Origin of the sequence: Vreelandella gomseomensis (genome assembly GCF_031451645.1) — a bacterium.
Taxonomy (GTDB): Bacteria; Pseudomonadota; Gammaproteobacteria; order Pseudomonadales; family Halomonadaceae; genus Vreelandella; species Vreelandella gomseomensis.
On record NZ_JARWAI010000007.1, the window covers coordinates 65551 to 90818 of the forward strand.

At 61.9% G+C, this 25268-nt stretch carries 21 protein-coding genes; 20 read left to right on the plus strand and 1 reads right to left on the minus strand.

The genetic code is table 11. The features are described 5' to 3' along the window. Positions 1-40: 40 nt before the first annotated feature. The 14 genes from uppS (at position 41) to tilS (ending at position 17340) form a co-directional block, all read left to right on the plus strand. Positions 41-832, plus strand: a complete 792-nt coding sequence (uppS, locus tag QC815_RS10605) for a polyprenyl diphosphate synthase (RefSeq protein ID WP_309768401.1) — start codon at positions 41-43, stop codon at positions 830-832. Further along, the gene (locus QC815_RS10610; protein ID WP_230447207.1) at positions 825-1631 is read left to right on the plus strand and encodes a phosphatidate cytidylyltransferase; all 807 of its coding nucleotides are present in this window, start codon (positions 825-827) and stop codon (positions 1629-1631) included. The genes uppS and QC815_RS10610 overlap by 8 nt, the downstream gene beginning before the upstream one ends. Continuing rightward, positions 1628-2824 carry a 1-deoxy-D-xylulose-5-phosphate reductoisomerase gene (ispC, locus tag QC815_RS10615; protein WP_230447206.1) on the plus strand — a complete coding sequence of 399 codons (1197 nt, stop codon included), beginning with the start codon at positions 1628-1630 and terminating at the stop codon, positions 2822-2824. Before QC815_RS10610 ends, ispC begins: the two co-directional genes overlap by 4 nt. Positions 2825-2864: 40 nt before the next feature. Beyond that, the gene (gene rseP, locus QC815_RS10620) at positions 2865-4223 is read left to right on the plus strand and encodes a sigma E protease regulator RseP (protein ID WP_309768405.1); all 1359 of its coding nucleotides are present in this window, start codon (positions 2865-2867) and stop codon (positions 4221-4223) included. A 100-nt stretch (positions 4224-4323) separates the two neighbouring features. Then, positions 4324-6669, plus strand: coding sequence for an outer membrane protein assembly factor BamA (gene bamA / locus QC815_RS10625; RefSeq protein ID WP_422828714.1), 2346 nt, complete (start codon positions 4324-4326; stop codon positions 6667-6669). Positions 6670-6723: 54 nt separating this feature from the next. Then, a complete protein-coding gene (locus tag QC815_RS10630) occupies positions 6724-7230 on the plus strand; it encodes an OmpH/Skp family outer membrane protein (RefSeq protein ID WP_230447204.1) in 507 nt (168 codons plus the stop codon). Positions 7231-7283: 53 nt separating this feature from the next. Beyond that, complete coding sequence (lpxD, locus tag QC815_RS10635; RefSeq protein WP_309768407.1) at positions 7284-8324, plus strand: UDP-3-O-(3-hydroxymyristoyl)glucosamine N-acyltransferase; 1041 nt, start codon at positions 7284-7286, stop codon at positions 8322-8324. A 130-nt stretch (positions 8325-8454) separates the two neighbouring features. Continuing rightward, positions 8455-8898: a 3-hydroxyacyl-ACP dehydratase FabZ gene (fabZ, locus tag QC815_RS10640; protein ID WP_230447202.1), complete on the plus strand. Its 444-nt coding sequence runs from the start codon at positions 8455-8457 to the stop codon at positions 8896-8898. Further along, positions 8895-9662: an acyl-ACP--UDP-N-acetylglucosamine O-acyltransferase gene (gene lpxA / locus QC815_RS10645; RefSeq protein ID WP_309768410.1), complete on the plus strand. Its 768-nt coding sequence runs from the start codon at positions 8895-8897 to the stop codon at positions 9660-9662. The genes fabZ and lpxA overlap by 4 nt, the downstream gene beginning before the upstream one ends. Before the next feature lie 5 nt (positions 9663-9667). Continuing rightward, positions 9668-10852, plus strand: a complete 1185-nt coding sequence (gene lpxB, locus QC815_RS10650; RefSeq protein ID WP_230447200.1) for a lipid-A-disaccharide synthase — start codon at positions 9668-9670, stop codon at positions 10850-10852. Further along, complete coding sequence (gene rnhB / locus QC815_RS10655; protein WP_230447199.1) at positions 10842-11459, plus strand: ribonuclease HII; 618 nt, start codon at positions 10842-10844, stop codon at positions 11457-11459. Before lpxB ends, rnhB begins: the two co-directional genes overlap by 11 nt. Positions 11460-11505: 46 nt before the next feature. Further along, on the plus strand, positions 11506-15009 hold the full coding sequence (gene dnaE / locus QC815_RS10660; protein WP_230447198.1) for a DNA polymerase III subunit alpha: 3504 nt from the start codon (positions 11506-11508) through the stop codon (positions 15007-15009). 98 nt (positions 15010-15107) lie between these two features. After that, positions 15108-16064, plus strand: coding sequence for an acetyl-CoA carboxylase carboxyltransferase subunit alpha (locus QC815_RS10665; protein WP_230447197.1), 957 nt, complete (start codon positions 15108-15110; stop codon positions 16062-16064). After that, complete coding sequence (tilS, locus tag QC815_RS10670) at positions 16045-17340, plus strand: tRNA lysidine(34) synthetase TilS (protein WP_309768414.1); 1296 nt, start codon at positions 16045-16047, stop codon at positions 17338-17340. Before QC815_RS10665 ends, tilS begins: the two co-directional genes overlap by 20 nt. On the opposite strand, the gene ppx is transcribed toward tilS, so the two are convergent. Then, the gene (ppx, locus tag QC815_RS10675; RefSeq protein WP_230447195.1) at positions 17300-18856 is read right to left on the minus strand and encodes an exopolyphosphatase; all 1557 of its coding nucleotides are present in this window, start codon (positions 18854-18856) and stop codon (positions 17300-17302) included. The two genes, tilS and ppx, sit on opposite strands and share 41 nt — an antisense overlap. A gap of 464 nt (positions 18857-19320) precedes the next feature. On the opposite strand from ppx, the gene rho reads away from it, so the two are divergent. The 6 genes from rho (at position 19321) to QC815_RS10705 (ending at position 25240) form a co-directional block, all read left to right on the plus strand. Next, positions 19321-20580: a transcription termination factor Rho gene (gene rho, locus QC815_RS10680; RefSeq protein WP_230447194.1), complete on the plus strand. Its 1260-nt coding sequence runs from the start codon at positions 19321-19323 to the stop codon at positions 20578-20580. Between the two features lie 50 nt (positions 20581-20630). Further along, positions 20631-22133 carry a 4-hydroxy-3-polyprenylbenzoate decarboxylase gene (gene ubiD / locus QC815_RS10685; RefSeq protein WP_309768417.1) on the plus strand — a complete coding sequence of 501 codons (1503 nt, stop codon included), beginning with the start codon at positions 20631-20633 and terminating at the stop codon, positions 22131-22133. A 33-nt stretch (positions 22134-22166) separates the two neighbouring features. Further along, positions 22167-22904: an FAD-binding oxidoreductase gene (locus tag QC815_RS10690; protein WP_230447192.1), complete on the plus strand. Its 738-nt coding sequence runs from the start codon at positions 22167-22169 to the stop codon at positions 22902-22904. Positions 22905-23314: 410 nt separating this feature from the next. Continuing rightward, the gene (locus QC815_RS10695) at positions 23315-23470 is read left to right on the plus strand and encodes a hypothetical protein (protein ID WP_230447191.1); all 156 of its coding nucleotides are present in this window, start codon (positions 23315-23317) and stop codon (positions 23468-23470) included. A 4-nt stretch (positions 23471-23474) separates the two neighbouring features. Continuing rightward, a complete protein-coding gene (locus QC815_RS10700; protein ID WP_309768420.1) occupies positions 23475-24536 on the plus strand; it encodes a 3-deoxy-7-phosphoheptulonate synthase in 1062 nt (353 codons plus the stop codon). 203 nt (positions 24537-24739) lie between these two features. Further along, the gene (locus QC815_RS10705; RefSeq protein ID WP_309768422.1) at positions 24740-25240 is read left to right on the plus strand and encodes a DUF3087 family protein; all 501 of its coding nucleotides are present in this window, start codon (positions 24740-24742) and stop codon (positions 25238-25240) included. Positions 25241-25268: the final 28 nt, after the last annotated feature.

The window sequence follows — 25268 nt, forward strand, 5'->3', positions numbered from 1 at the left end:
GATTGGCTTTTTCTATAACTGATCCTTGGTGCAAGCATTCATGACGTCACCGCAGCTTCCCGGACAACGACCGGACGATGCCCAGGCGCGCGAGTCCGCGCAGGAAACGGTGCCGTCCCACGTAGCGATTATTATGGACGGTAACAATCGCTGGGCGCGTGCCCGCGGCCTGTCAGGGGTGCGCGGGCACCGAGCGGGCGTGGAAGCCGTCAGAGCCGTCATTCAGCGCGCCGCCGAGCGCGGGGTTGACACGCTCAGCCTGTTCGCCTTTTCCAGCGAGAACTGGAAACGCCCGGCGGCAGAGGTCAATGCGCTGATGGAGCTATTCCTGATGGCCCTCAAGCGCGAGGTCAAAAAGCTCCATGAGCGCAATATCCGGCTGTCGATCATCGGCGAGCAGCGTGGCTTTTCCCATGCGATCCAGAAGCATATTCAGCGCGCCGAGACGCTGACCGCCAGCAACACCGGCATGCATCTGGTGATCGCAGCCAATTACGGCGGCCAGTGGGATCTTGCCCAGGCCGCCCGTCGGCTGGCGGAACAGGCGGTGGCCGGCGACATTTCGCCGGCGGCGATCGACGAGCAGACAATGGATCAGGCCATGGCCAGTAACACCTGCGTACCGCCCATCGACCTGTGCATTCGCACCAGCGGTGAACAGCGGCTGTCCAATTTCATGCTCTGGCAGCTAGCCTATGCGGAGCTGCATTTTTCACCGTTACTCTGGCCCGATTTTCAGGCGGACGCCTTCGACGAGGCGCTGGCGGATTTCTGCCGGCGTCAGCGGCGATTTGGCATGACCGACGAACAGTTAGAGGCCCAAGGTGCTTAAACAGCGAGTGATGACAGCTGCCTGGCTGGCGCCGCTGGTGCTGGCCGGCTTGTTTGGTTTGCAGGGTGGCGGCTATGCGCTCTTCACGGCCTGTATCGTGCTGCTGGGCGCGTGGGAGTGGACGAATCTGGCGGGGGTGGAACAGCCGCTCAAGCGAACGCTGCTGGTCGCGGGGTGTGCCGTCCTGATGCTGCTCATGTGGCTGACCGGCTCGGCGCATGCCGAGTGGCCGCTGTGGCTGGCTGCCGCCGGCTGGCTGGCCAATCTTGTGTGGGTCGCACGCTACCCCCGTCTCGCCATACAGTGGCACTCAACTCCGGGCCGTCTGTTGATGGGGCTGTGGGTGCTGCTGCCCTGCTGGGTGGGCTTTAATATCCTGCGCGAGAGCGGCGCGATCTGGCTGCTTTTTGTGCTGTTGCTCGTCTGGTCGGCGGATATCGGCGCATACTTTGCGGGCCGTCGCTGGGGGAAGCGCAAGCTGGCGCCCAGCGTCAGCCCCGGCAAGTCGTGGGAAGGCGTGTTTGGTGGCATGGCGGCCACCACCCTGCTGGCGATCGGTTTTGCTATCGGCCTGTCGCTTGGGCTTGGTGAAAGCGTCGCACTGGTCGTGATTACCCTGCTGGTCACGTTGATCTCGGTGCTGGGTGATCTATTGGAGAGCATGCTCAAGCGTTACCGGGACGTGAAAGATTCGAGCCAGCTGCTGCCTGGCCATGGTGGTGTGCTGGATCGTATCGACAGCTTGACCGCGGCGATTCCGCTGTTCGCACTGCTTTACCTACAGGTGCTGAGTCTATGACCTCGACTGCCAGGCAACGCGTCACGGTGTTGGGCTCTACCGGTTCCATCGGCACCAGTACGCTTGACGTCATCGCCCGCCATCCCGAGCGCTATCAAGTGCATGCGCTGACCGCCCATACGTCCAAGGAAACACTGCTTGCTCAATGCCTGGCCTTTCGTCCGGCCGTTGCGGTGCTCGCCAGCGAGCGGGACGCCGAGTGGCTGCGCGCCGAGCTGGGGCAGCGGCAGCAGGTCACCGAGGTCGTGGCAGGCCCCGAAGCGCTATGCGATGTGGCCCGCGATTCAAGCGTCGATGTGGTCATGGCAGCGATTGTCGGGGCGGCTGGGCTATTGCCCTCGTTGGCGGCGGCAGAGGCGGGCAAGCGCGTGCTGCTGGCGAACAAGGAAGCTTTGGTGATGAGCGGGGCACTGTTCATGCAGGCCGTGGCGCGCTCCGGGGCGACGCTTTTACCGATCGATTCCGAACATAACGCCATCTATCAGTGTCTACCCTCCGAGCATCGTGGCGGGCTTGCGCGTCATGGTGTCTCGCAGCTACTGCTGACGGCCTCTGGCGGCCCCTTTCGCACCTGGAGTGACGCGGCGATTGCACAGGTCACGCCCGAACAGGCGTGCGCGCATCCCAACTGGTCGATGGGCCGCAAGATATCCGTGGATAGTGCCACCTTGATGAATAAAGGGCTTGAGCTGATAGAAGCATGCTGGCTGTTTGACGCTACGCCCGACCAGATCCAGGTCGTGGTGCATCCCCAGAGTGTCATTCACTCGATGGCGGCCTATCACGACGGTTCGGTGCTTGCCCAGCTAGGCAACCCCGATATGCGCACGCCTATCGCGTATGGCCTGGCCTGGCCAGAGCGCATTGATGCGGGCGTCGAGGCGCTGGATCTTTTCCAGGTGGCGCGTCTTGATTTCGAGACGGCCGACGAAGCGCGCTTTCCCTGTCTGCCGCTGGCCCGTGAAGCCATGCGTCTCGGCGGCGTGGCGCCAGTAGTGCTCAACGCGGCCAATGAAGTGGCGGTCGAGGCGTTTCTTGACCACCGGCTGAGGTTTCTCGAGATTGGCAACCTGGTTGAAGAAGCCCTGTCGGCGCCCATCGGCGGTCACGCCGACTGCCTGGAAAGTGTCCTGTCGGCCGATCAGCGCGCCCGCGAACATGCCGCTGGCTGGTTGAAACGTTGGTCCGCTTAATCATCTCAGCGCGGCTGAGTCGTACACCAAGGAGTATCCTGTGGGCCTGATACAAAACATTTTGGCGGTGATCGTGGTGTTGGGCCTGCTGGTCACCTTCCACGAGTTCGGGCACTTCTGGGTGGCACGCCGCTGTGGGGTCAAGGTGCTGCGCTTTTCGGTGGGCTTTGGCAAGCCGCTGTGGTCGCGAGTGGATCGTCACGGCACCGAGTTTGCCATCGCCGCCATCCCCCTTGGCGGCTACGTAAAGATGCTCGACGAGCGCGAAGCGCCTGTGCCCGATGATCAGCTCGACCAGGCCTTCAACCGCAAGACGGTCTGGCAACGTATTGCGGTCGTGGCCGCCGGCCCCATTGCCAATTTCCTGCTGGCCATTGTGGCGTATTGGGCGCTGTTTGTGGTTGGCACCACGGCGGTGGCGCCGATGGTCGGCGACACCACGCCGAACTCGCCGGCGGCGGAAGCCGGCCTTGCCCAGGGCGATGAAATTACCGCGATTCAGGGAGAGGCGGTCAGTAACTGGGAAGCGATCAATTTCAAGCTGGTCTCGATGATCGGCTTCAGCGGCGACCTGGCCATCGAGGCGCGCCCTGAAGGTGAGAACGACGTGGTGGTTTATCAGCTGCCGCTGCGCGACTACCTGACCCGGCAGGATCCGCCCCAGCCGCTGGAAACGCTTGGCCTCACCCCCTGGCAACCTGAGGTGCCGGCCACGCTTGGCCAGGTGATCGACGGCGAAGCGGCCGCCGCAGCGGGGCTTGAGGTCGGCGATCGCATGGTCGCGGTGGACGGCTCGCCCATCGCGGACTGGATGGCGTTCGTCAACGTGATTCGCGGCAGCCCCGGTGAGTCCCTGGAAATCGAATTCGAACGCGATGGCGAACGCCGGACCACCACCTTGACCCCAGGGCGCAACCGCCTGGAGACCGGCGTCGAGATTGGCTACATTGGCGCCGGGGCCGAGCCGGTGGCCTGGCCTGAAGAGTACCAGCGCGAGATTCGCTACGGTCCCATCGAGGCCGTCGGCCAGTCACTCGAGCGCACGGCGGACATGACCCTGTTGACCGTGGATGCCATTCGCAAGATGCTGATAGGGTTGATATCACCGTCCAATCTGTCGGGCCCGATCACCATCGCGCAGATTTCGGGAGATTCCGCCCGGGCAGGCCTGGAAGCATTTGTTAGCTTTCTAGCGTATCTTTCTATCAGCCTTGGGGTGCTGAACCTGCTGCCCATTCCCGTGCTGGATGGGGGGCATCTGCTTTATTATTTTCTGGAGGTCGTGCGCGGTCGACCGGTCTCCGAGCAAACCCAGGCCATCGGCTTGCGTATCGGGCTGGCCATGGTTGGCACCCTGATGCTGATGGCCCTGTATTTTGATCTGATGCGCCTCTGGTAACGACGCGTGTAGTGCCAAGGATGCCTTGTCATCTGCCTGCACAAATGTATATGGTGCCTGTTTGAATCCATGGGCAGACCAACGCGAGCGAAATGACTGCATGAAAATCAAGACCTTTGGAATGGCGGTACTCCTGCTGGCGGGTGCCAGCGGTGCCCAGGCACAATCCTTTGATGTTTCGGACATTCGTGTGGAAGGACTGCAGCGGGTATCCGCCGCCTCGGTCTTTAATGCGTTTCCTGTCAGTGCCGATGACCGGGTGAGCGAAAGCGAGCTGGCGGCAGCGGCACGGGAACTCTTCGAAACCGGATTGTTTGAAGATGTATCGCTGGCCCGGGAAGGCGATGTGCTGATCGTTCAGGTCGTCGAGCGTCCGACTATCGCCCAGTTGAATATCAGCGGCAATGATCAGATCTCGGAAGACGATCTGCGCCAGGGCCTGCGTGATGCCGGTATAGCCGAGGGCCAGGTGCTGCAGCTCTCCACGCTCGAAGAGATGGAGCGTGAGCTGGAAGGCGTGTATCAGTCCCAGGGCCGTTACAGCGCCGGAATCGAAACCAGCGTCGAGGAAGTCGACGAGGGGCGGGTCAGCGTTGATATCGATATCAACGAAGGCGACGTGGCCAAGATCCGCCAGATCAATATTGTCGGCAATGACGCCTTTGACGATGAAACGCTGCTGGATATCTTCGAGCTGGAAGACCGTCCGGGCTTCCTGTTTGGCTGGTTCTCCAGTGACGAATATTCCCGCGAGGCATTGGCCGGTGACATCGAACGTTTGCGCTCTTACTACCTGGATCGCGGCTACGTCAATTTTGAAGTGACCTCGACCCAAGTATCCATTGGCGCCGACAAGTCGGAAATCTTCATTACCCTTAATGTCAATGAAGGCAGCCAGTACCGCGTTGGCGACGTGCGTTTCACCGGTGACCTGGAAATCGGCGAGCAGGAGGCCCGGGATCTGTTGACCGTCGAGCGCGGCGAAATCTTCTCGCGTCAGGCGCTCAATGCCTCCACGGAAGCGCTGCGCCAGCGGTTGGGTGCCGAAGGCTTTGCCTTTGCTGATGTCCAGGGCTCGCCCGACGTCGCGGACGACGGCGAAACCGTGGATCTGGTGATTGCCGTGGATCCTGGCCGGCGCGCCTATGTGCGACGCATCGAGTTCGTCGGCAACACGACCACTGACGATGAAGTCCTGCGTCGGGAAATGACCCAGATGGAGGGCGCACCCGCCTCGACGGATTCGATTACCCAGTCGCGCCAGCGTCTCGAGCGACTAGGCTTTTTCAGTCAGGTGGAAGTCGATACCGAGCAGGTGCCCGGCGAGCCCGACAAGCTAGACGTTACCTATAACGTCGAGGAGCAACCGTCGGGTTCCATTTCAGCGAGCATCGGCTTCTCGCAGAGTGCCGGGGTGATCTACGGCGCGTCGCTTTCCCAGAACAACTTCCTCGGCACCGGCAATCGCGTCAATATCGGTGCCCAGCGAAGCGATACCTTTACCAGCATCAACTTCGGCTTCACGGATCCCTACTGGACGCTGGACGGCATTTCGCGGGGCTACAATGTTTTCTACCGCGAAACGGACTATGAAGATTCCGATATCTCCAGCTACTCCACGGATGCGTTTGGTGCCGGGATCAACTTCGGCTATCCAATCAGCGAGCTATCAAGGCTGAATTTTGGCGCCAGCGCCGAAGATATTACCGTCAAGACTTACCGTGATACCGCCTCCGAGATTCGCCGTTACGTTCAGGACGAAGGGGAAGATGCACAGGCGCTGAAACTCAATGCCAACTGGACGCGCAACAATCTCAATCGCGGTATCATGCCGACCGCGGGTAATTACCAGCGCCTCTCCTTGGAAACCAGTACGCCGGGCAGCGATGCGGAATACTATAAACTCAGTGCTCGTGCGCAACAGCTGTTTGCCCTCAACGATGCGTGGTCATTGAAGTTTACGGGCGACATCGGCTATGCCGACACACTGGGGGGCGACGACCCCTATCCGTTCTATGAGAACTTCTATGCCGGTGGTTTGGGGTCGGTGCGCGGCTTTACCTCCAATACCCTGGGTCAGCGTACGACGCCGGCAACGGAAGGTGGGCGTGATCGTACCCTGGGTGGCAACGTGCTCGTTGAAGGTAGTGCCGAAGTAATATTCCCGGTGCCCTTTGTCGAAAATCAGAACTCTTTGCAGGCTTCTCTGTTCTTAGATGCGGGTAATACGTTCCTGTCGTCCTGTTACGACGTCCTCGACGAAGACGCTGGCCGCCAGCAGTGCAATTCCGGCGTTGATCTTGGCGATCTACGCTACAGCGCCGGATTGGGGTTATCCTGGCTGACGCCGGTGGGGCCGCTGACCTTTGCGGTGGCCGAGCCGCTGAACGAGGAAAGTGGTGATGATACTCAGTTCTTCCAGTTCTCGTTAGGCCAGTCATTCTGACGTCTTGACGCGCGTCGCAAGGCGCGCCCGCTTTACAAAAAAGGAGTTGTTACCATGCGTAAGCTCACTGGGGTCGTGTGTCTACTGGGTGCCATGGTGTTGTCGGCACAGGCGCAGGCGGAAGAAGTTGCCGTCCTCGACTGGCGTGCGGCGTTGATGAACAGCGAATCTGCGCAATCCTCCATCAGTCGCCTGGAAGGTGAAATTGGCGATCAGCAACGCGAGGCGGAAAGCCTCGGTAACGAGCTGCAGGGACTGCAAGAACGCCTGCAGAATGAAGGTGAAATGATGCCTGAAGCCGAGCGCGAGTCGTTGATTGCCGAACTGCAGCAGAAGGGGCGCCGTTTTGAGCAGTTACGCCAGCAAATCGGCCAGGCCCAGCAGCGCTCCGAGCAGCAGTTTCTAGAAGGCGCTGAGTCCAAGTTGGAGCAAGCCGTCGAACAGGTCATCGACCGCCACGGCATCGAAGTGCTGGTGGATCCACAGGGTGTCCTGCATTCCTCCAGGGATTTGCCCAACGTGACCGATGAAGTGACGCAGATTTTTAATTCGCTCAACTAACTACCCATAATGATCGGTGCGGCCCCGCCGCACCAAAGGTGCCTTGGCCGCCCATGACCCACACTTCTCACGACCTAACGCTTGCGGATATTGCCCGCCATTTGAACGTCGCCCTCGAGGGTGACGGAGATCGCCCCATCAGAGGACTGGCGACGCTCAAGGAGGCCCAGAACGACCAGGTGGCGTTTCTGGCCAACCGGGCCTACCTGAAAGATTTGGCCGAGACTCAGGCGGCAGCAGTGTTGCTGCATCCCGAGCACGCCAAGAACTGCCCGGTTCCCCGCCTCGAGATCAACAATCCCTATTTGGGTTACGCCCAGCTGTCCCAGCTTTTCGATCCGCTACCTATGCGTGATGTGCCCGGGATCCATCCCGGCGCCGTGGTGGCCGAAAGCGCCACGCTGGGCGTTGGCGTCAGCGTTCACGCCAACGCGGTGATTGAAGACGGCGTGGTGCTCGGTGACGGCGTGGTCATCGGCGCCGGGAGCGTGGTAGGTGCCGATAGCGTGCTGGGCGATGATACCCGCCTGCATGCCAACGTGACCGTCTGTCATGGTGTGGTGATGGGCCAGCGTGTGATTCTGCAAAGTGGCTGCGTGATTGGCGGCGATGGCTTCGGCTTTGCCCATGACGGCGGGCAGTGGCACAAGATCGCCCAACTGGGCGGCGTTGTGCTGGGTGACGACGTGGAAGTCGGCAGCTGTTCGAGTATCGACCGGGGAGCGTTGGGCGATACCGTGATCGGCAACGACGTGAAGATCGACAGCCAGGTGCAGATCGCCCACAACGTGACGGTGGGGGATCACAGCGCCCTGGCCGGCTGCGTGGGTATCGCCGGCTCCACCCATGTGGGACGACACTGTATGCTCGGCGGCGGGGTGGGGCTTTCCGGCCACCTGACGATCTGCGACGGGGTTCAGGTGACCGGCATGAGCCTGGTGACCAACTCTATCCACGAGCCCGGCGTCTACTCTTCCGGCACCGGTGCCATGAGCAATGCCCAGTGGCGAAAGAACGCCGTGCGTTTCAAACAGCTTGATGACATTGCCAAGCGCTTGTCACGCCTGGAAAAACATCAACGCGGCCAGCCGTAACGGTGTAAATATGGCAGTGGGTCGGTTGAGGCTCACCCGCAGCGCGTTATAATCCACTGCCTTTTGATCGGCCCGTGCGCCGATATTTGCCTGCAATGACAGGTGTTTTGTCTTTTTAGAGGTCGCTACGATGGTTATGGATATTAACGAAATTCGCGAGTACTTGCCGCATCGCTACCCGTTTTTGCTGATTGATCGGGTAACGCAGCTAACCAAGGGCGAATCCATCGTTGCGTATAAAAACGTTAGCATCAACGAGCCGTTTTTCAACGGCCACTTTCCCCATCATCCGATCATGCCGGGCGTGCTGGTGATCGAAGCGCTGGCACAGGCCTGCGGTATCCTGGGGTTCAAGACGGTCAACAAGCTTCCCGCCGACGGTTACGTGTATTATCTGGTGGGGAGTGATAACGTGCGCTTCAAGCGCCCGGTCATGCCCGGCGACCAGTTGATGCTCGAGGCCGATGTCATCCGTGGCAAGCGCGGCATCTGGAAATTTGCCTGCCGGGCCACGGTGGACGGTGAACTCGCCTGCGAAGCAGAGATTATTTGTGCTGAGAGGAAAGTGGCTTGATACATCCTACTGCCCTTGTTGACCCCGCCGCGCGGCTTGCCGACGACGTCGAGGTCGGCCCGTTTAGCGTGATCGGCCCGGATGTCACCATCGGAGCCGGCTCGGTTATTGGCCCGCATGTGGTGGTCAAGGGCCCGACGACCCTGGGTGAGCGGACGCGTATTTTTCAGTTTGCCTCCGTGGGTGAGGATTGCCAGGACAAGAAGTACGCCGGTGAGCCGACGCGTCTGGTCATGGGCGATGACAACGTCATTCGCGAGGGCGCCACGATACATCGCGGTACCGTGCAGGATCGCGGGGAAACCACCATCGGTTCGCGCAATCTGCTGATGGCGTATGTGCACGTCGGTCACGACTGTGTGATCGGCGATGACTGTATCCTGGCCAATCAGGTGACCCTGGCCGGCCACGTGACGGTGGGTAATTTCGCGATTCTGGGTGGTTTGGCGGCCGTGCATCAGTTCTGCTACTTTGGCGACCATGCCATGGCGGGCGGTGGCTCGATCATTACCAAAGACACCCCTGCCTATGTCATGATCAACGGCAACCCCGCGGAAGCCCGCGGGCTCAATCTGGTGGGTCTTAAACGCCGCGGTTTCAGCCGTGAAGCGGTCAATGCGCTGAGTGCCTCTTACAAGCTGGTCTACCGTCAGGGCTTGACCGTCGAGCAGGCGCTCAGCGAAATGCGTCGCCAGTACCCATTGCCGGAAGTGTCTCACTTCGCTGATTCCATCGAGCGTTCCACCCGCGGCATTACCCGCTAGCCGGCATGGCATTGCAGCGCATCTACCTAGTGGCAGGCGAGCTCTCCGGGGATATTCTGGGGGCGGGCCTGATGCGCGAGCTGAACGCGCGCCACCCCGGGGTCGAGTTTCGCGGCATCGGGGGCCCGCGCATGGAAGCTCAGGGTCTCAGCAGTCGCTTTCCCCTCGAAACCCTCTCGGTGATGGGCCTTGTTGAAGTCATCAAGCATCTGCCGGCACTGATTCGCGTGCGCCGCACGCTCCGTGAAGAAGCCAAAGCCTGGCAGCCTGATATCATGATCGGCATCGATGCTCCCGACTTCAATATCGGCCTGGAGAAGCAGCTGCGCGAGGCGGGCATCAAGACCGCGCACTACGTCAGCCCGTCGGTTTGGGCCTGGCGGCAGGGGCGGGTGAAAAAAATCGCCAGGGCCGTCGACGGCATGCTGACGCTGCTGCCCTTTGAAGCGGCCTTTTATCGCCACCATCAGGTGCCGGTGGCCTTTGTCGGCCATCCGCTGGCCGATGAGCTGCCGCTTGACAATGACCGTCAACGTACCCGTCAGGGGCTTGGCCTTGATCCGCAAGCGCCGGTATTGGCACTGCTGCCCGGCTCCCGGGGCAACGAGATCCGCTTTCTGGGCACCACGTTTTTACAGGCGGCGGAGCAGCTGTGCCAGCGGCATCCGTCGCTTCAGGTGGTCATTCCGGCCGCCAGCGCCCAGCGCCACGACGAAATCGATCAGCTACTGCAGGCGTATCCGGCACTGAGTGAGCGGGTGGTATTGCTCGACGGTCAGGCCCGCGAGGCAATGGTGGCCAGCGATGCCGTCCTGCTGGCCTCGGGTACGGCCGCTCTGGAGGCCATGCTGTGCCACCGCGCCATGGTGGTTGCCTATAAAATGGCGCCGATGACCCACTGGTTGGCCAAACGACTGGTCAAGACGTCCTGGGTGTCATTGCCTAACCTGATCGCGCAGCAGACGATGGTTCCCGAACTCATTCAGGACGCGGCGACCCCCGAGTCGATTGCCGACCAGCTGAGCACGCTGTTGACCGACAAGGCCGGTCGGGAGGCGTTGGAAACGCGCTTTGCCACGCTGCATGCTTCGCTCCAGCGCAACGCCAGCCGCCGTGCGGCGGATGCCATCGACGCCCTGGTGGCTGGGCAGCCGCTGGACGTACAGGACGACGCTATCGATGGGTATTAACGCCACTGACTATCCGCCGCTGGTCATTGATTACGCCGGGGTACGCCTCGCCGGGGTGGATGAAGTCGGCCGTGGGCCGCTGGTCGGCAGCGTGGTGGCCGCCGCTGTCATGCTGGATCCGGCCAAGCCCATTGACGGGCTGACCGATTCCAAGAAGCTGACCGCCCGGAAGCGCGAGATGCTGGATGCGCTGATCCGCGAGCGGGCGCTGGCGTTCAGCGTGGCCGAGGCCGGTGCTGCCGAAGTCGACCAGCTCAATATCTACCATGCCACGCATCTGGCCATGCGCCGCGCCATCGATGGCCTGGCGCCGGCAGCGGAATACCTGCTGGTGGATGGCAACCGGCTGCCCGGGCATGCGCTGCCCGGACAGGCGGTGGTCAAGGGCGACGCGCGCCATGCAGCGATTGCCGCCGCCTCGATTCTGGCCAAGGTCACCCGCGATGCGCAGATGGCCAGCCTGGATATGCGCTATCCTGAGTATGGTTTTGCGCGCCATAAGGGCTACCCGACCAAAGAGCACCTGGCCGCCCTGGCGGCTCACGGCCCCCTGGCCGAACACCGCCGAAGCTTTGCGCCGGTGCAGCGTCAGTTGGCGCTGCTGTAACGTATTTTTCTCCCCCTAGGTTGCCTAGCGTTTTGCTGAGAGTCCCATGACAGTTCCGTTCGTTCATCTACGTTTGCACAGTGAATACTCCCTGGTTGATGGCCTGGTAAAGCTCAAGTCACTGGTCAGTACCACCGCTGAGCGCGGGATGCCGGCGCTGGCGCTGACCGATGAAGCTAACCTCTTCGGGCTGGTGAAGTTCTACAAGGCCGCCCAGGGCGCGGGGCTGAAGCCGATTATCGGCAGCGATTTATGGTTGCATAACCCCCACGACGACGCGCATCCCTACCGCATCACGCTGCTGGCGATGAACGAAGAGGGTTATCGCAACCTCACCGAGCTGATTTCCAGAGGCTGGACCGACGGCCAGCGCCAGGGCCGGGCGATTCTCGACAAGCAGTGGGTTCTGGGGCAAAGCGCCGGTCTGATCGCGCTGTCGGGTGGACGCGACGGCGAGATAGGCCGCCACCTGCTCTCGGAGCACGAACGCGAAGCGAAGACACTGCTCGAGGAATGGCAGTGCGCCTTCCCGGATCGTTTCTATCTTGAGCTGATCCGTACCGGCCGCCCCCTCGAAGAAAGCTGCGTGCACCAAAGCGTCAAGCTGGCCATCGAGACAGGCACCCCGGTGGTGGCGACCAACGACGTGCGCTTCCTGGAGCGCGACGATTTCTGGGCGCACGAGACCCGGGTGGCGATCGGCGAAGGTAAGGCCCTCGACGATCCCCGCCGCGAGCGGCGCTACACCGAAGAGCAATACCTGAAAAGCCCCGAGGAGATGGCCGAGCTGTTTGCGGATATCCCCGAGGCGCTTGAAAACAGCGTGATGATCGCCGAGCGATGCAGCGTCGACGTGCGCCTGGGCGACATATTCCTGCCCGAGTTCGGCATCCCCGAGGGCATGACCCAGGATGAATTTTTCCGCAAGGTGTCCCACGACGGCCTGACGGATCGCCTTGATTTTCTCTTCCCCGCAGAGCGTTACCCCCGCGACGGGGAGGAGTACCAGGCGATCGACCAGCGCTACCGGGAGCGGCTCGATTTTGAGTTGAACATCATCATCCAGATGGGCTTTCCCGGCTACTTCCTGATCGTCATGGACTTTATCCAGTGGGCCAAGGACAACAACGTGCCGGTGGGCCCCGGGCGCGGCTCCGGTGCGGGGTCGCTGGTTGCCTACGCGCAGAAGATCACCGACCTGGATCCCATCGGCTACGACCTGCTCTTCGAGCGCTTCCTCAACCCCGAACGTGTCTCCATGCCCGACTTTGACGTCGACTTCTGCATGGAAAAGCGCGACCGCGTCATCGACTACGTCGCCGACCGCTATGGCCGCAACGCGGTATCGCAGATCGTCACGTTTGGCACCATGGCCGCCAAGGCCGTGGTACGTGATGTCGCCCGTGCCCAGGGCAAACCTTACTCGCTTGGCGACAAGCTCTCCAAGCTGATTCCCTTTGAAGTGGGCATGACGCTGGACAAGGCGATCGAGCAGGAAGCGGCGCTGAAAGAATTTATCGACAGCGACGAAGAGGCCGAAGAAATCTGGGAAATGGCCCTCAAGCTGGAGGGCACCACCCGCGGCACCGGCAAGCACGCCGGGGGCGTGGTGATCGCGCCCACCAAGCTCACCGATTTCTCGCCGCTGCTCTGCGACGAAGACGGCTCCGGCCTGATGGTGCAGTTCGATAAAAACGATATCGAAGAAGCGGGCCTGGTGAAGTTCGACTTTCTGGGGCTGCGCACGCTGACGATTATCGACTGGGCGCTGGAAATGGTCGACAAGGTCCGCGAGGCCAACAGTCAGGGCCCGCTCAATATCGACGCCATTCCGCTCGACGATGGCAAAACCTTCGAGATGCTCAAGCGCGCCGAGACCACCGCGGTCTTCCAGCTCGAATCCCGCGGCATGAAGGAGCTGATCAAGCGTCTGCTGCCCGACTCCCTCGACGACATGATCGCCCTGGTAGCGCTTTTCCGCCCTGGCCCGCTGCAGTCGGGCATGGTCGATGACTTCATCAACCGTAAGCACGGCCGCGCCGAAGTATCTTATCCACACCCGGATTACCAGCACGAGCTGTTGAAACCCGTGCTGGGCCCTACCTACGGCATCATCCTGTACCAGGAACAGGTCATGCAGATCGCCCAGGTGATGGCCGGCTACACGCTTGGCCAGGCCGACATGCTGCGCCGCGCCATGGGTAAGAAGAAGCCCGAGGAAATGGCCAAGCAGCGCGCCGGCTTCATGGAAGGCTGCGCGGCCAACGGCATCGACAAGGATCTGGCGGGCAATATCTTTGACCTGGTGGAAAAATTCGCCGGTTACGGTTTCAACAAGTCGCATTCGGCCGCCTACGCGCTGGTTTCCTACCAGACCGCCTGGCTCAAGGCGCACTATCCAGGGCCGTTCATGGCCGCCGTCATGTCCACCGAAATGGATAACCTGGATAAAGTCGTGCCGCTGATTGAGGAGTGTCGCCATCTCAAATTGACGGTGACGCCGCCAGACGTCAACGTGGGCGGCTACAAGTTCACCGTGGATACCGAAGGCCGCGTCGTGTACGGGCTCGGCGCGATCCGCGGCGTGGGGGAAGGCCCGATTGGCGCCATCGTCGAGGCTCGTCAAGCGGGCGGCGACTTTAGCGACCTTTTCGATTTCTGCAAGCGTCTCGATCCCAAGCGCATGAACAAGCGTACGCTGGAAGCGCTGATCCGCTCCGGTGCGCTGGACAACCTGGGGCCGAACCGCGCCGTGCTGGCCGCGGCCATGGAAGACGCGCTAAAGGCCGCCGCGCAGAATCACGCCAATCAGAACCTGGGAATGCTGGACATGTTCGGCGAAGCATTCACCGCCGATGAGGCGGCAGTGGATGTTTACGCGGAATACCGTCACGTGCGTGAGTGGACCGACCGTGAGCGGCTATCCGGCGAAAAGGATACCCTGGGGCTGTATCTGACCGGCCATCCCATCGACGAGTACGAACGCGAGCTGAAACGCTTTGTCTCCACCCGCATCAGCGACTTGAAAGCGTCGCGTGATCCGCAGCGGGTGGCCGGACTGGTGATCGCCATGCGCACCATGAAGTCAAAGCGCGGCGACACCATGGCGTTCATTACCCTGGATGACCGTACCGGACGGATCGAGGCGTCGCTGTTCGGCGAACTCTTCGAGCAACTGCGCGGCCAGATCGCCGCCGACGAGGTGGTGATTGTCGAAGGCGAAGTTTCCAACGATGACTTTTCCGGCGGGCTCAAGCTGCGCGGCAAGGACGTCACCCCCATGGTCGCGGCGCGCACGCGCTTCGGTCAGGCGGTGGAGCTGGCACTGGATGCCAAGCAGCTCAATGGCCGACTGGTGGATAGCCTGCGCGCAAGCCTTGCGCCCTTCCGCGACGAGGCCGGGCTGCCGGTACGCCTGCAGTATCGCCATCCCGAAGCGGTCGGTTGGCTGGAGCTTGCCGACGAGTGGAAGGTGTCGCCCAGCGACGATTTGCTGCTCACCCTGCGCGATGTCCAGGGGCAGGTAGGTGTCCAGCTACGCTACAAGTAAGGCACCTCCCGGCGCTAGCTTGCGTGGCAGGGCCAGGGTGCGATAATGGCGCGATACATGCGCGTTTCGACAGGGCTTATTTTTAACAGGCAGAGCCGATGAATCCCAACTATCTCGATTTTGAACAGCCGATTGCCGAGCTTCAGGCAAAAATTGAGGAGCTGCGTCTGGTCAGCTCCGATAGCCAGGTCAATCTTTCCGACGAAATCGCCCGGCTGGAAGAAAAAAGCCGCAAGCTGACGGAATCGATCTTCAAGGATCTGACGCCTTGGCAGGTGTCCCAGCTGTCGCGACACCCGCAGCGTCCCTATACGCTGGACTATCTGGAGCACATGTTCAGCGATTTTGACGAGCTGCACGGCGATCGCAATTTCGGTGACGATGCCGCCCTGGTAGGCGGCGTTGCGCGTCTGGATGACCAGCCGGTCATGGTGATTGGCCACCAGAAGGGTCGCGACGTGAAGGAAAAGGTGCGGCGCAATTTTGGCATGCCGCGTCCCGAAGGCTACCGCAAGGCCTGCCGGCTGATGGAAATGGCCGAGCGTTTCAAGATGCCGGTGCTGACCTTCATCGACACGCCGGGCGCCTACCCGGGTATCGACGCCGAAGAGCGCGGTCAGTCCGAGGCGATTGCCTATAACCTGGCGGTCATGTCGCGCCTCAAGACCCCGATCATCTCCACGGTGGTGGGCGAGGGCGGCTCCGGCGGCGCGCTGGCCATCGGCGTCTGCGATGAGCTGCAGATGCTGCAGTATTCGACCTATTCGGTGATCTCGCCGGAAGGCTGCGCGTCGATTCTGTGGAAGAGCGCCGACAAGGCCTCCGAAGCCGCCCAGGCGATGGGTATTACCGCCGAGCGCTTGAAAGAGCTGGGCTTTGTCGACTCGCTGATCAAGGAACCGCTGGGCGGCGCCCACCGCCATCCGGTGACCACTGCCGAGCGCGTCAAGGAGGCCATGGTGGCCAGTATCGATCGCCTGCAGGGGATGGACACCGACGCGCTTCTGGCACGCCGCTACGACCGCCTGATGAGCTATGGCGCCCCAGCCGCCTGAACCGCTGATTGACCTGCTTGACGACGCCCTGGTGGAAACCCCATCGGGGCGCGCCATTTGGGTGGCCCTATCCGGCGGCCTCGACTCGTCGCTGCTTGTGACACTGGCCGCTGCAGTCTGCCGGCGGCACCAGCGACCGCTCAGGGCGCTTCACGTCAACCATGCCCTGCAGCCAGCCGCCGAGGCGTTCGAGGCCCACTGCGAGACCCTGTGTGCGGCGCTGGATGTGCCGCTCACGGTGGCCCAGGTGTCGGTCAAACGTCACGGGGAAGGGCTCGAAGGCGCCGCCCGCCGGGCCCGCCTTGATGCCTTTCGGCGCCATGTGCCGCCCGGCGATACGCTGTGGCTGGCGCAGCATCAGAATGATCAGGCCGAAACGCTGCTGCTGGCGGCGCTGCGCGGCAGCGGTATTCGCGGGCTGGCGGCGATGCCCTATCGGCGCGATTGGCAGGGCATGACCCTGCTGCGTCCCTGGCTGTACGTCAGTCGCCAACAGCTGGCCGAGGTCGCCAATACGTTGACTCTCGACTGGTGCGACGACCCGACCAATCAGGACGTTGGCCTGGACCGCAACCGCCTGCGACATCGGGTATTCCCCGCGCTTGAGGCCCGCTGGCCCGGGGCGCAGCGTGGGCTTGCGCAAAGCGCGCGACACGCCGGCGAGGCCGACCAGCTACTGGCCGCCTATGCCGGTGAGGAGCTCCAGACGCTGACGCATGGCGATGACAGTCTCGACGTGGCCGCGCTTGGTCTACGCGACCGCCCGCGTCAACGGTTGCTGGTACGCACCGCGTGCCAGCAGGCGGGCCTGCCTAAGCCGCCGCGCCAGCGGCTGGAAACCCTGCTTGACCAGTTGAGCGCCGGACGCGATGCCCAGGTGCGCGTCACCTGGCCCGGGGCCGAAGCGCGCATCTGGCGGCGCTGCCTGTATCTGATGCCTCCCTGGAGGGATCTTCCCCCCTGGCAGGTGACGTGGGACGGGCAGCCTGGGCTTTTGACGCCGCTTGGGCCGCTGACGCTGGCGCTGGACAGCCAGCGACCGGTCACGCTTCGCTGGCGGCAGGGCGGCGAGGTAATTCGTCTTCCCGAACGCGGGCGGCGCGACGTGAAGCGGCTGCTGCAAGCAACACGGCTGCCGCCCTGGCAGCGTGAACGGCTCATCATGGTGATGCAGGGGGACGCGTGCCTGGGCGTGGTGCAGCCCCCCGACACGCTGTTGTGGCGGGCGGAAGGGGCTAGGTTTGACGGGCAGGGGGCTCAACGAGGGTCAGCCTGAAGCCTGCCGACTCCATGTAGCTTTGCTCTTGCTCGAGGTCGGTGCTCAGCAGCGTTGGTTCGTCGCTTTCGGGCAGCGTGATGGTCATCTCATCGCCGCTCGCGGCGATAGCGGGAAGCGGCGGGGCGTTCTCCGGCCGCGAATGGTTCAGCAGCACCGCCAGGCGCAGCAGGCGTGCCAGCTTGGCGTTTTGCGCCTGCTGATGCTTGGGCAGCGCCTGCCACTCCTTGAGCGGAAACTTGCGGCGATGGGCGCGTACCAGAAATGCCAGCAGCTGCTGTTCCGGGCGCGAAAACCCGGCAAGGTCTGAATGTTCGAGCAGGTACGCCCCGTGGCGATGGAACTGGCTGTGGGAAATCGCCAGGCCGATCTCGTGGACATGACTCGCCCACTGCAGGTAGCGCCCCAGGCCAGGGCTTAACGACCACTCGCGGCTCACCGCGTCAAACAGCCGGGCGGCGGTATCCGCCACGTTGTCGGCCTGGCGGCTATCCACCTCGTAGGTGCGCTTGAGCACGTCCAGGCTCTTCGAGCGTGAATCCTCGGCGCTGTTGCGCCCGGCCATGTCATACAGCACCCCTTCGCGCAGAGCGCCGTCGGCGAAGCGCATCTGGCTGAGATCAAAGGCTTCGAAAATCGCACTCAATATGGCCACGCCGGCGGGAAACACCTTGGCGCGGTCGGCCTTCAAGCCGTCGAGGGCGACGTTGTCCAGCTGCTTGCACTTGATCAGCCGCTCGCGCAGCTTCTTGAGTCCGCTGCGGGTAATCAGTCCTTCCTGCGACGTATCGCCGTAGGCGTAAAGTACGCCGGCCACCGCCTTGATGGTGCCGCTGGAGCCCACCGGGTCATCCCAGCCCAGGCGCTGGTAGGGGCGCTGGATATTGGCCAGCTCCGAAAGCGCGGCAAGCTCGGCGCGGCGCATACGCTTTTCGCTCAGCTCGCCCTCGGGGAAAAACCGCCGTGAAAACGTCACGCAGCCCATGCGCAGGCTTTCCAGTGCCCTGGGTTCAAAGGCCTCGCCGATGATGAACTCGGTGGAGCCGCCGCCGATATCGACAATCAAGCGGCGACCGTTTTCGGCCAGGGCGTGGGCCGCCCCCAGGTAGATCAGCCGCGCCTCTTCGCGGCCGGCGATGATCTCGATGGCGTGGCCCAGCTGGGCCTCGGCGCGCTCGATAAAGGCCTGGCTGTTATGCGCATCGCGCAGCGCATTGGTCCCGACGATGCGAAGATTCTGCTGGGTGATATCGCTCAGGAAGGGCGCAAACCGACCCAGGCAGTCCAGGGCACGCTGGATGGCCGCTTCGCTGAGCTGACCGCTGTCGTCTAGGCCTGCCGCCAGCTGGACCTTTTCGCCCATCCGCGCCACGACCTGAAGGCGCTCATTCTGATAGTTGGCCACCAACAGGTGGAAGCTGTTCGACCCCAGGTCGATAGCGGCGAGGCGTTGCGGGGTGTCCCTGTCAGCCGCTGTGGCAGGCGCGTCGAGGGGGAACGAAATGTCCTTGGGCATGGGCTATCCTTCGTGTTGGCTATGCCAAGGTTGCGGGGGGCTTTATTTATTGTCAATTGCCAAAAGCTTGCGTTTGGCGCAGGGGTTGACTAACATCGAGCTACTGGCTTGATCCGACCGGATTTACCCATATATAAACTAGGTCGCCCCAGGCATCATTCAGCGTCGACGTCGGCGCCATAGCGCGGTGAATGTTTAACTATCGCGCCGGTTGATGTCGGCCAGATGTCCAAGTCGTCAGATAACCCGCTGGTTAAGCCGTTCCTGTGCTGACCAGAGTTACCAGCACCAGCACCCTCGAACTGAATCACTGTTAATCCTGTGGTTAATACGATTCGGTCTAGCCCCTTTATTCGAGCGCGTGTCTTCTCGGGGTCTGAACGCATCACACGGCGGAATGAACGCCTCCTGTCTTATCCCGGCGCCTGGCGCCCAGCTTTCATGAGCAACTTTCTAACACACCGATGAATCTCACTGAACTCAAGCAAAAAACCGTTCCCGAGCTGCTCGATATCGCCCGTGAAATGGGTATCGATAACTTGGCCCGTTCGCGCAAGCAGGACATCATCTTTGCCATCCTCAAGAAGCACGCCAAAAGCGGTGAGGATATCTATGGCGACGGTGTGCTGGAAATTCTTCAGGATGGCTTTGGCTTCTTGCGCAGCGCCGACAGCTCTTATCTCGCCGGGCCGGACGACATTTATGTCTCGCCTTCACAAATCCGTCGTTTCAACCTGCGCAAGGGCGACTCCATTTCGGGCAAGATACGTCCGCCGAAAGAAGGCGAACGCTATTTTGCGCTGCTCAAGGTCAGCCAGATCAACTTTGACCGCCCGGAGAACGCCAAGCACAAGATTCTCTTCGAGAACCTGACGCCGCTGTTCCCGGACGATCGTCTGCGCATGGAGATCGGTAACGGCTCCACCGAGGATCTGACTTCGCGGATCATCGATCTGACCGCGCCCATCGGCAAAGGCCAGCGTGGCTTGCTGGTGTCCCCGCCAAAAGCGGGCAAGACGCTGATGCTGCAGAACATTGCCACCTCGATCACGCGCAACAACCCCGAGTGCCATCTGATCGTGCTGCTGATCGATGAGCGGCCCGAGGAAGTGACCGAGATGTCGCGCACCGTGCGTGGCGAAGTGGTGGCGTCGACCTTTGATGAACCGCCCGCCCGGCACGTCCAGGTGGCCGAAATGGTCATCGAGAAAGCCAAGCGGCTGGTTGAGCACAAGAAAGACGTGGTCATCCTGCTTGATTCCATCACCCGCCTGGCGCGTGCCTACAACACCGTCGTCCCCAGCTCCGGTAAGGTGCTGACCGGTGGTGTCGATGCCCACGCCCTCGAGAAGCCCAAACGTTTCTTCGGGGCGGCACGTAATATCGAAGAGGGTGGCAGCCTGACGATTATTGCCACCGCCCTGGTGGATACCGGCTCGAAAATGGACGAAGTCATTTTCGAAGAGTTCAAGGGCACCGGCAACATGGAAGCGCACCTTGATCGCAAGCTGGCCGAAAAGCGCGTCTTCCCGGCGATCAATATTCGCCGCAGTGGCACGCGTCGCGAAGATCTGCTGGCCTCCGAAGACGAGATGCAGCGCATGTGGATCCTGCGCAAGCTGCTGAATCCCATGGAAGATACCGCCGCTACTGAATTTCTGATTGACCGTCTGAAAGACACCAAGACCAATCTGGAATTCTTTGACGCGATGAAGCGCCGCTAGCGTCAGCCCACACAGATGTCGCGGCACGACCGCCAGCCGGGGAGTGTGCATTGAAGTACCATGATCTGCGCGAGTTCATCACGGCCCTCGAAGCCCAGGGCGAACTGAAGCGAATTACCGCTGAAGTCGATCCTTACCTGGAAATCACCGAAATCTGTGACCGCACCCTGCGTGCCGGTGGTCCGGCGTTACTGTTTGAAAACGTCAAGGGCCACGACATGCCGCTGCTGGGCAATCTGTTTGGTACGCCCAAACGGGTGGCCCTGGGCATGGGCCAGGATTCGGTCGAAGCGCTGCGCGAAGTCGGCAAGCTGCTGGCCTTTCTCAAGGAACCAGATCCGCCCAAGGGGCTCAAGGATGCCTGGAGCAAGCTGCCGATCTTCAAGCAGGTGCTCAGCATGGGCCCCAAGCACGTCAAGCGCGCGCCGGTTCAGGAAGTGATCCTTGAAGGCGACGAGGTCGACCTCGGGCGACTGCCTATCCAGCACTGCTGGCCGGGCGATGCCGCGCCGCTGGTGACCTGGCCGCTGGTGATCACCCAGGGGCCGCACAAAAAGCGCCAGAACCTGGGTATCTACCGCCAGCAGAAGATTGGCAGGAACCGCCTGATCATGCGCTGGCTATCCCATCGCGGTGGCGCGCTGGATTTCCTCGAGTTCCAAAAGGCCCACCCCGGCGAGCCGTTTCCCGTGGCGGTGGCGCTGGGCGCTGACCCGGCCACGATTCTGGGCGCGGTCACGCCGGTGCCGGACACGCTGTCCGAGTATGCCTTTGCCGGGCTGCTGCGCGGTTCGCGCACCGAGCTGGTCAAGTGCGCGCATGCCGAACTCGACGTGCCCGCCTCGAGCGAAATCATCCTCGAAGGGTTTATTTACCCCGATGACATGGCGCCGGAAGGCCCCTATGGGGACCACACCGGGTACTACAACGAGGTCGACCACTTCCCGGTGTTCACCGTCACGCGCATGACCATGCGTCGCGACGCGATCTATCATTCGACCTACACCGGTCGGCCGCCGGATGAGCCCGCCATCCTGGGCGTGGCGCTGAACGAAGTGTTCGTGCCCATTCTGCACAAGCAGTTCCCGGAAATCATCGACTTCTACCTGCCGCCGGAAGGCTGCTCCTACCGCATGGCAGTGGTCACCATGAAGAAGCAGTACCCCGGCCACGCCAAGCGCGTGATGATGGGGGTATGGAGCTTTCTGCGCCAGTTCATGTATACCAAGTTCGTCATCGTCCTGGATGATGACGTCGACGCGCGCAACTGGGAAGACGTGATGTGGGCGATTACCACGCGCATGGACCCGGCACGGGACACCGTCATGGTCGAAAACACGCCGATTGACTACCTCGATTTCGCGTCGCCGGTGTCCGGTTTAGGGTCGAAAATGGGCCTCGACGCCACCAACAAGTGGCCAGGCGAAACCGATCGCGAATGGGGCACGCCCATCGTCATGGACGAGGACGTCAAAGCCCGCGTCGACGCGCGCTGGGACAGCCTGGGCATCGATATTCCCTTGCCGCCCGCGCGCAAAGGTAGCAACACCTAGTATTCCAGACCTTTTCTAACCATAGAGGCTTTCATGAGCGCAAGGATGTTGACTTGCCACGTTACGGCCGTCGAGGATCTCAACCCCGACGTATTCGGCGTTACCCTCGAGGGGCGCGCCGAAGCCATGCAGCACGCCCCCGGGCAGTATCTGGAGCTCAAGCTCGACGATGCCACTTGGGTGCCTTTCTCGATCGCCAGTGCCGAGCGTGGCGACGGCATCATCGAGCTGCATATCCAGCACTGGCCCGAGCGCGACAACTCCGCGCGGCTGCGCGAGCTGCTCCAGGTCGCCAATCAGCTCACCGTGCGGTTACCCGGCGGCGACTGCGTGCTGGACACCCAAAGCGAGCGTCCGCTATGGCTGATTGCGGCGGGTACCGGCTTTGCCCAGATGAAAGCGATCATTGAAGCCTCGCTTGCGCATCAGCCCGAACGTCGGGTATCGCTGTGGTGGGCGGTACGTGAGCACCGCGATCTGTATGCGGAAAACCTCGCCTGCGACTGGGCGCAGCGTTATCCCAACGTCGACTTCCAGGCCGTCACCGAGTTTCCGCTGACCGAGCCGATGGCCTCTGGCGAGCGCATCCATCACCACCAGGGGCGCATCGACTTGGCGCTCGAACAGTCGTCGATGACGCCCAGTGAGTGGGACGTGTTCATCTCCGGCTCTCCCGGTATGGTGTACGCCTGCATGGACGTGCTGGAGCGCAAGGGGCTCGACGAGAATCGGGTATTCTCCGATGTGTTCTCCTACGCGCCGCGTCGCTGAAGGCGCCGGGGCGCATAAATCGCACCGGGTGTTGCTATTGTCAGCGCATACAGGCAGGATAAAAGACGTGTTCCAGACCGTTCGCTGCCGCCGTGTTGCAGCCACACCATAACAGGACGTTTTATGTTATCACCATGTGCCCAGTTCTCTGTTTTCCGCCTGCCAATAATGGCGGATAGTGGCTGCGCGCCTGGCGTTTTTGGTTATGGCTATTGGTTTAGCAACGGTGTGCCGATGGCCGACGCCTAACGTCGCGCTTTCAGGCACACCCCACGGGTTGCCTGCCGAACGAAGAAGCCCCGGTGGGTAACCCCACCGGGGCTTTTTGCATGTCAGGCAAACCATTATTGAGCAAAGCAGCATTGACGAGCGTTTTATCCATTCACAGGTATTTCATTGAGGAGCTGACCATGACCTATCGCGCCTATTTATTCGCTGGTGAACATCGCTATCTGGACGACGGCTGGCGATTTAGCGACGCGCGGTCGGTGTCAGCTGCCACCTCCGACCGTGCCCGTACCGGTGGCCTGCTGGTCAAACGATGTCCCACGATTACGGAGAGTTAACCCCATGAATGCCACCGTCAGCGCCATGCGCAATACGCCGGCCACCTCGCACGATTCGACGACGATGCGGCTGCCCACGCCGTCTGAATTACACGCCCAGCTGCCCATGGATGCCGCGCTCGCGGCGCAGATTGCCGATCAGCGCCGCGCGGTGCAGCGCATCCTTGCCGGACAGGACGATCGCCTTCTGGTGGTGGTCGGCCCCTGCTCGGTGCACGACCCTGAGGCCGCGCTCGACTACGCCGACCGTCTTGCCGCCTTGAGCGACGAGGTCAGCGAGCGGATTCTGCCGGTCATGCGGGTGTACGTCGAAAAACCCCGCACCACCGTGGGCTGGAAAGGCCTGGCCTATGACCCGCAGTTGAACGGTCACGGTGATTTGCCCAAGGGCCTGGCGCTGTCCCGCGACGTCATGCAGAGCGTGGCGCGTCGCGGCTTGCCGGTGGCCACCGAGCTGCTCCAGCCAATGCTGGCGCCCTATCTGGAAGATGTCCTGAGCTGGGTGGCGATCGGTGCGCGCACGACCGAGTCCCAGCTGCACCGGGAGCTCGCCAGCGACCTCACTGCGGCGGTCGGCTTCAAGAACGCCACCAGCGGCGATATCCAGGTGGCCGTCGATGCCATGCAGGCAGCGGCGCATTCGCACCAGCGGTTTGCCCTCGATGACCAGGGGCGCCCGGTCATGCAGCAGACGGCCGGCAACCCGCATACCCATGTGGTACTGCGCGGCGGCCACGGCGAGCCCAATTACCAGGCCCACCACGTACGCGCCGCCGTCAATACACTGCGCGAAGCGGGACAGAATCCCCGTCTGATGGTCGACTGCAGCCACGCCAACGCGCGCAAGGACCACCGCCGCCAAAGCGAGGTGATGCTCGACGTTCTGGCCCAGCGCCAGGCAGGCGATGCCAACCTGGTGGCGCTGATGCTGGAAAGTCACCTTTATGAAGGCAAGCAGCCGCTCAAGCCCGGCGCCCTGCGTTACGGCGTCTCGGTCACCGACGCCTGCGTCGGCTGGGAAACCACCGAACATCTGTTAAAGAACGCTGCGGAACGCTTGTCGTAGGTAACGAAACACACGAGCGAGATGCCCAGGACAAGTTAAAGCAAGGGCCTTTCGCCATGGATGGCGAAAGTAGCGCCCATGGATGGGTCTACAGCGCCCTTGCGGAAACTTGTCCTGGGAAGCGACGAACGCTATGACTTGTTTGCCCTGGCCAGCCCCGTATCATAGGCACGTCCTACACTTTTATGCCTGCGAGGTTGGCCATGGTCTTCACCCTGGAGCCGCACGACCCCACGAGCTACCGCCGCAAGGCGCGTATGATCACCTTTATCATGGCCGGGCAACTGCTGATTTTCGGACTGTTGTTTGCCATGCTGCTTACCACCGCCTTCGGCCAGAGCCTGTGGCTCAACGTGTTGGGCGGCGTGCTCGGATTGCTTGCCACCAGCGCCATGTTTGCGGCGTTACGCGACCGCCCCTGGATGCAGGAAGTCGGCTATGTCTGGCAGCTCAAGCAGCACCTGTCACGGATCAACGGCCATCTGCCAGCGCTTCACCAGGCGACGGGGGAGGATAACCGCACGGCGCTGGATATTCTGGCCTTTTATCATCAGGGGCTGGCGCAGCTTGCCGCGTTCAACGGCCGTGAGCCAAGCGACGATAATGAATCCCGGCGCATCCGCGAGCATCGGGTTTCCCTCGGCTTGCCCGCCGAGGTCGAGCGCTTCGACCCCCAGGATTTACATGCCTTCAAACGTCACTAAGTGACCCACTCGTTAGCTCAGGAGCCTT

Coding starts and splice junctions, on each gene's coding strand:
- uppS (WP_309768401.1), top strand. CDS start 41: ATGACGTCACCGCAGCTTCCCGGACAACGACCGGACGATGCCCAGGCG.
- ispC (WP_230447206.1), top strand. CDS start 1,628: ATGACCTCGACTGCCAGGCAACGCGTCACGGTGTTGGGCTCTACCGGT.
- bamA (WP_422828714.1), top strand. CDS start 4,324: ATGAAAATCAAGACCTTTGGAATGGCGGTACTCCTGCTGGCGGGTGCC.
- QC815_RS10630 (WP_230447204.1), top strand. CDS start 6,724: ATGCGTAAGCTCACTGGGGTCGTGTGTCTACTGGGTGCCATGGTGTTG.
- lpxD (WP_309768407.1), top strand. CDS start 7,284: ATGACCCACACTTCTCACGACCTAACGCTTGCGGATATTGCCCGCCAT.
- fabZ (WP_230447202.1), top strand. CDS start 8,455: ATGGTTATGGATATTAACGAAATTCGCGAGTACTTGCCGCATCGCTAC.
- lpxB (WP_230447200.1), top strand. CDS start 9,668: ATGGCATTGCAGCGCATCTACCTAGTGGCAGGCGAGCTCTCCGGGGAT.
- rnhB (WP_230447199.1), top strand. CDS start 10,842: ATGGGTATTAACGCCACTGACTATCCGCCGCTGGTCATTGATTACGCC.
- dnaE (WP_230447198.1), top strand. CDS start 11,506: ATGACAGTTCCGTTCGTTCATCTACGTTTGCACAGTGAATACTCCCTG.
- QC815_RS10665 (WP_230447197.1), top strand. CDS start 15,108: ATGAATCCCAACTATCTCGATTTTGAACAGCCGATTGCCGAGCTTCAG.
- tilS (WP_309768414.1), top strand. CDS start 16,045: ATGGCGCCCCAGCCGCCTGAACCGCTGATTGACCTGCTTGACGACGCC.
- ppx (WP_230447195.1), bottom strand. CDS start 18,856: ATGCCCAAGGACATTTCGTTCCCCCTCGACGCGCCTGCCACAGCGGCT.
- rho (WP_230447194.1), top strand. CDS start 19,321: ATGAATCTCACTGAACTCAAGCAAAAAACCGTTCCCGAGCTGCTCGAT.
- QC815_RS10690 (WP_230447192.1), top strand. CDS start 22,167: ATGAGCGCAAGGATGTTGACTTGCCACGTTACGGCCGTCGAGGATCTC.
- QC815_RS10695 (WP_230447191.1), top strand. CDS start 23,315: ATGACCTATCGCGCCTATTTATTCGCTGGTGAACATCGCTATCTGGAC.
- QC815_RS10700 (WP_309768420.1), top strand. CDS start 23,475: ATGAATGCCACCGTCAGCGCCATGCGCAATACGCCGGCCACCTCGCAC.
- QC815_RS10705 (WP_309768422.1), top strand. CDS start 24,740: ATGGTCTTCACCCTGGAGCCGCACGACCCCACGAGCTACCGCCGCAAG.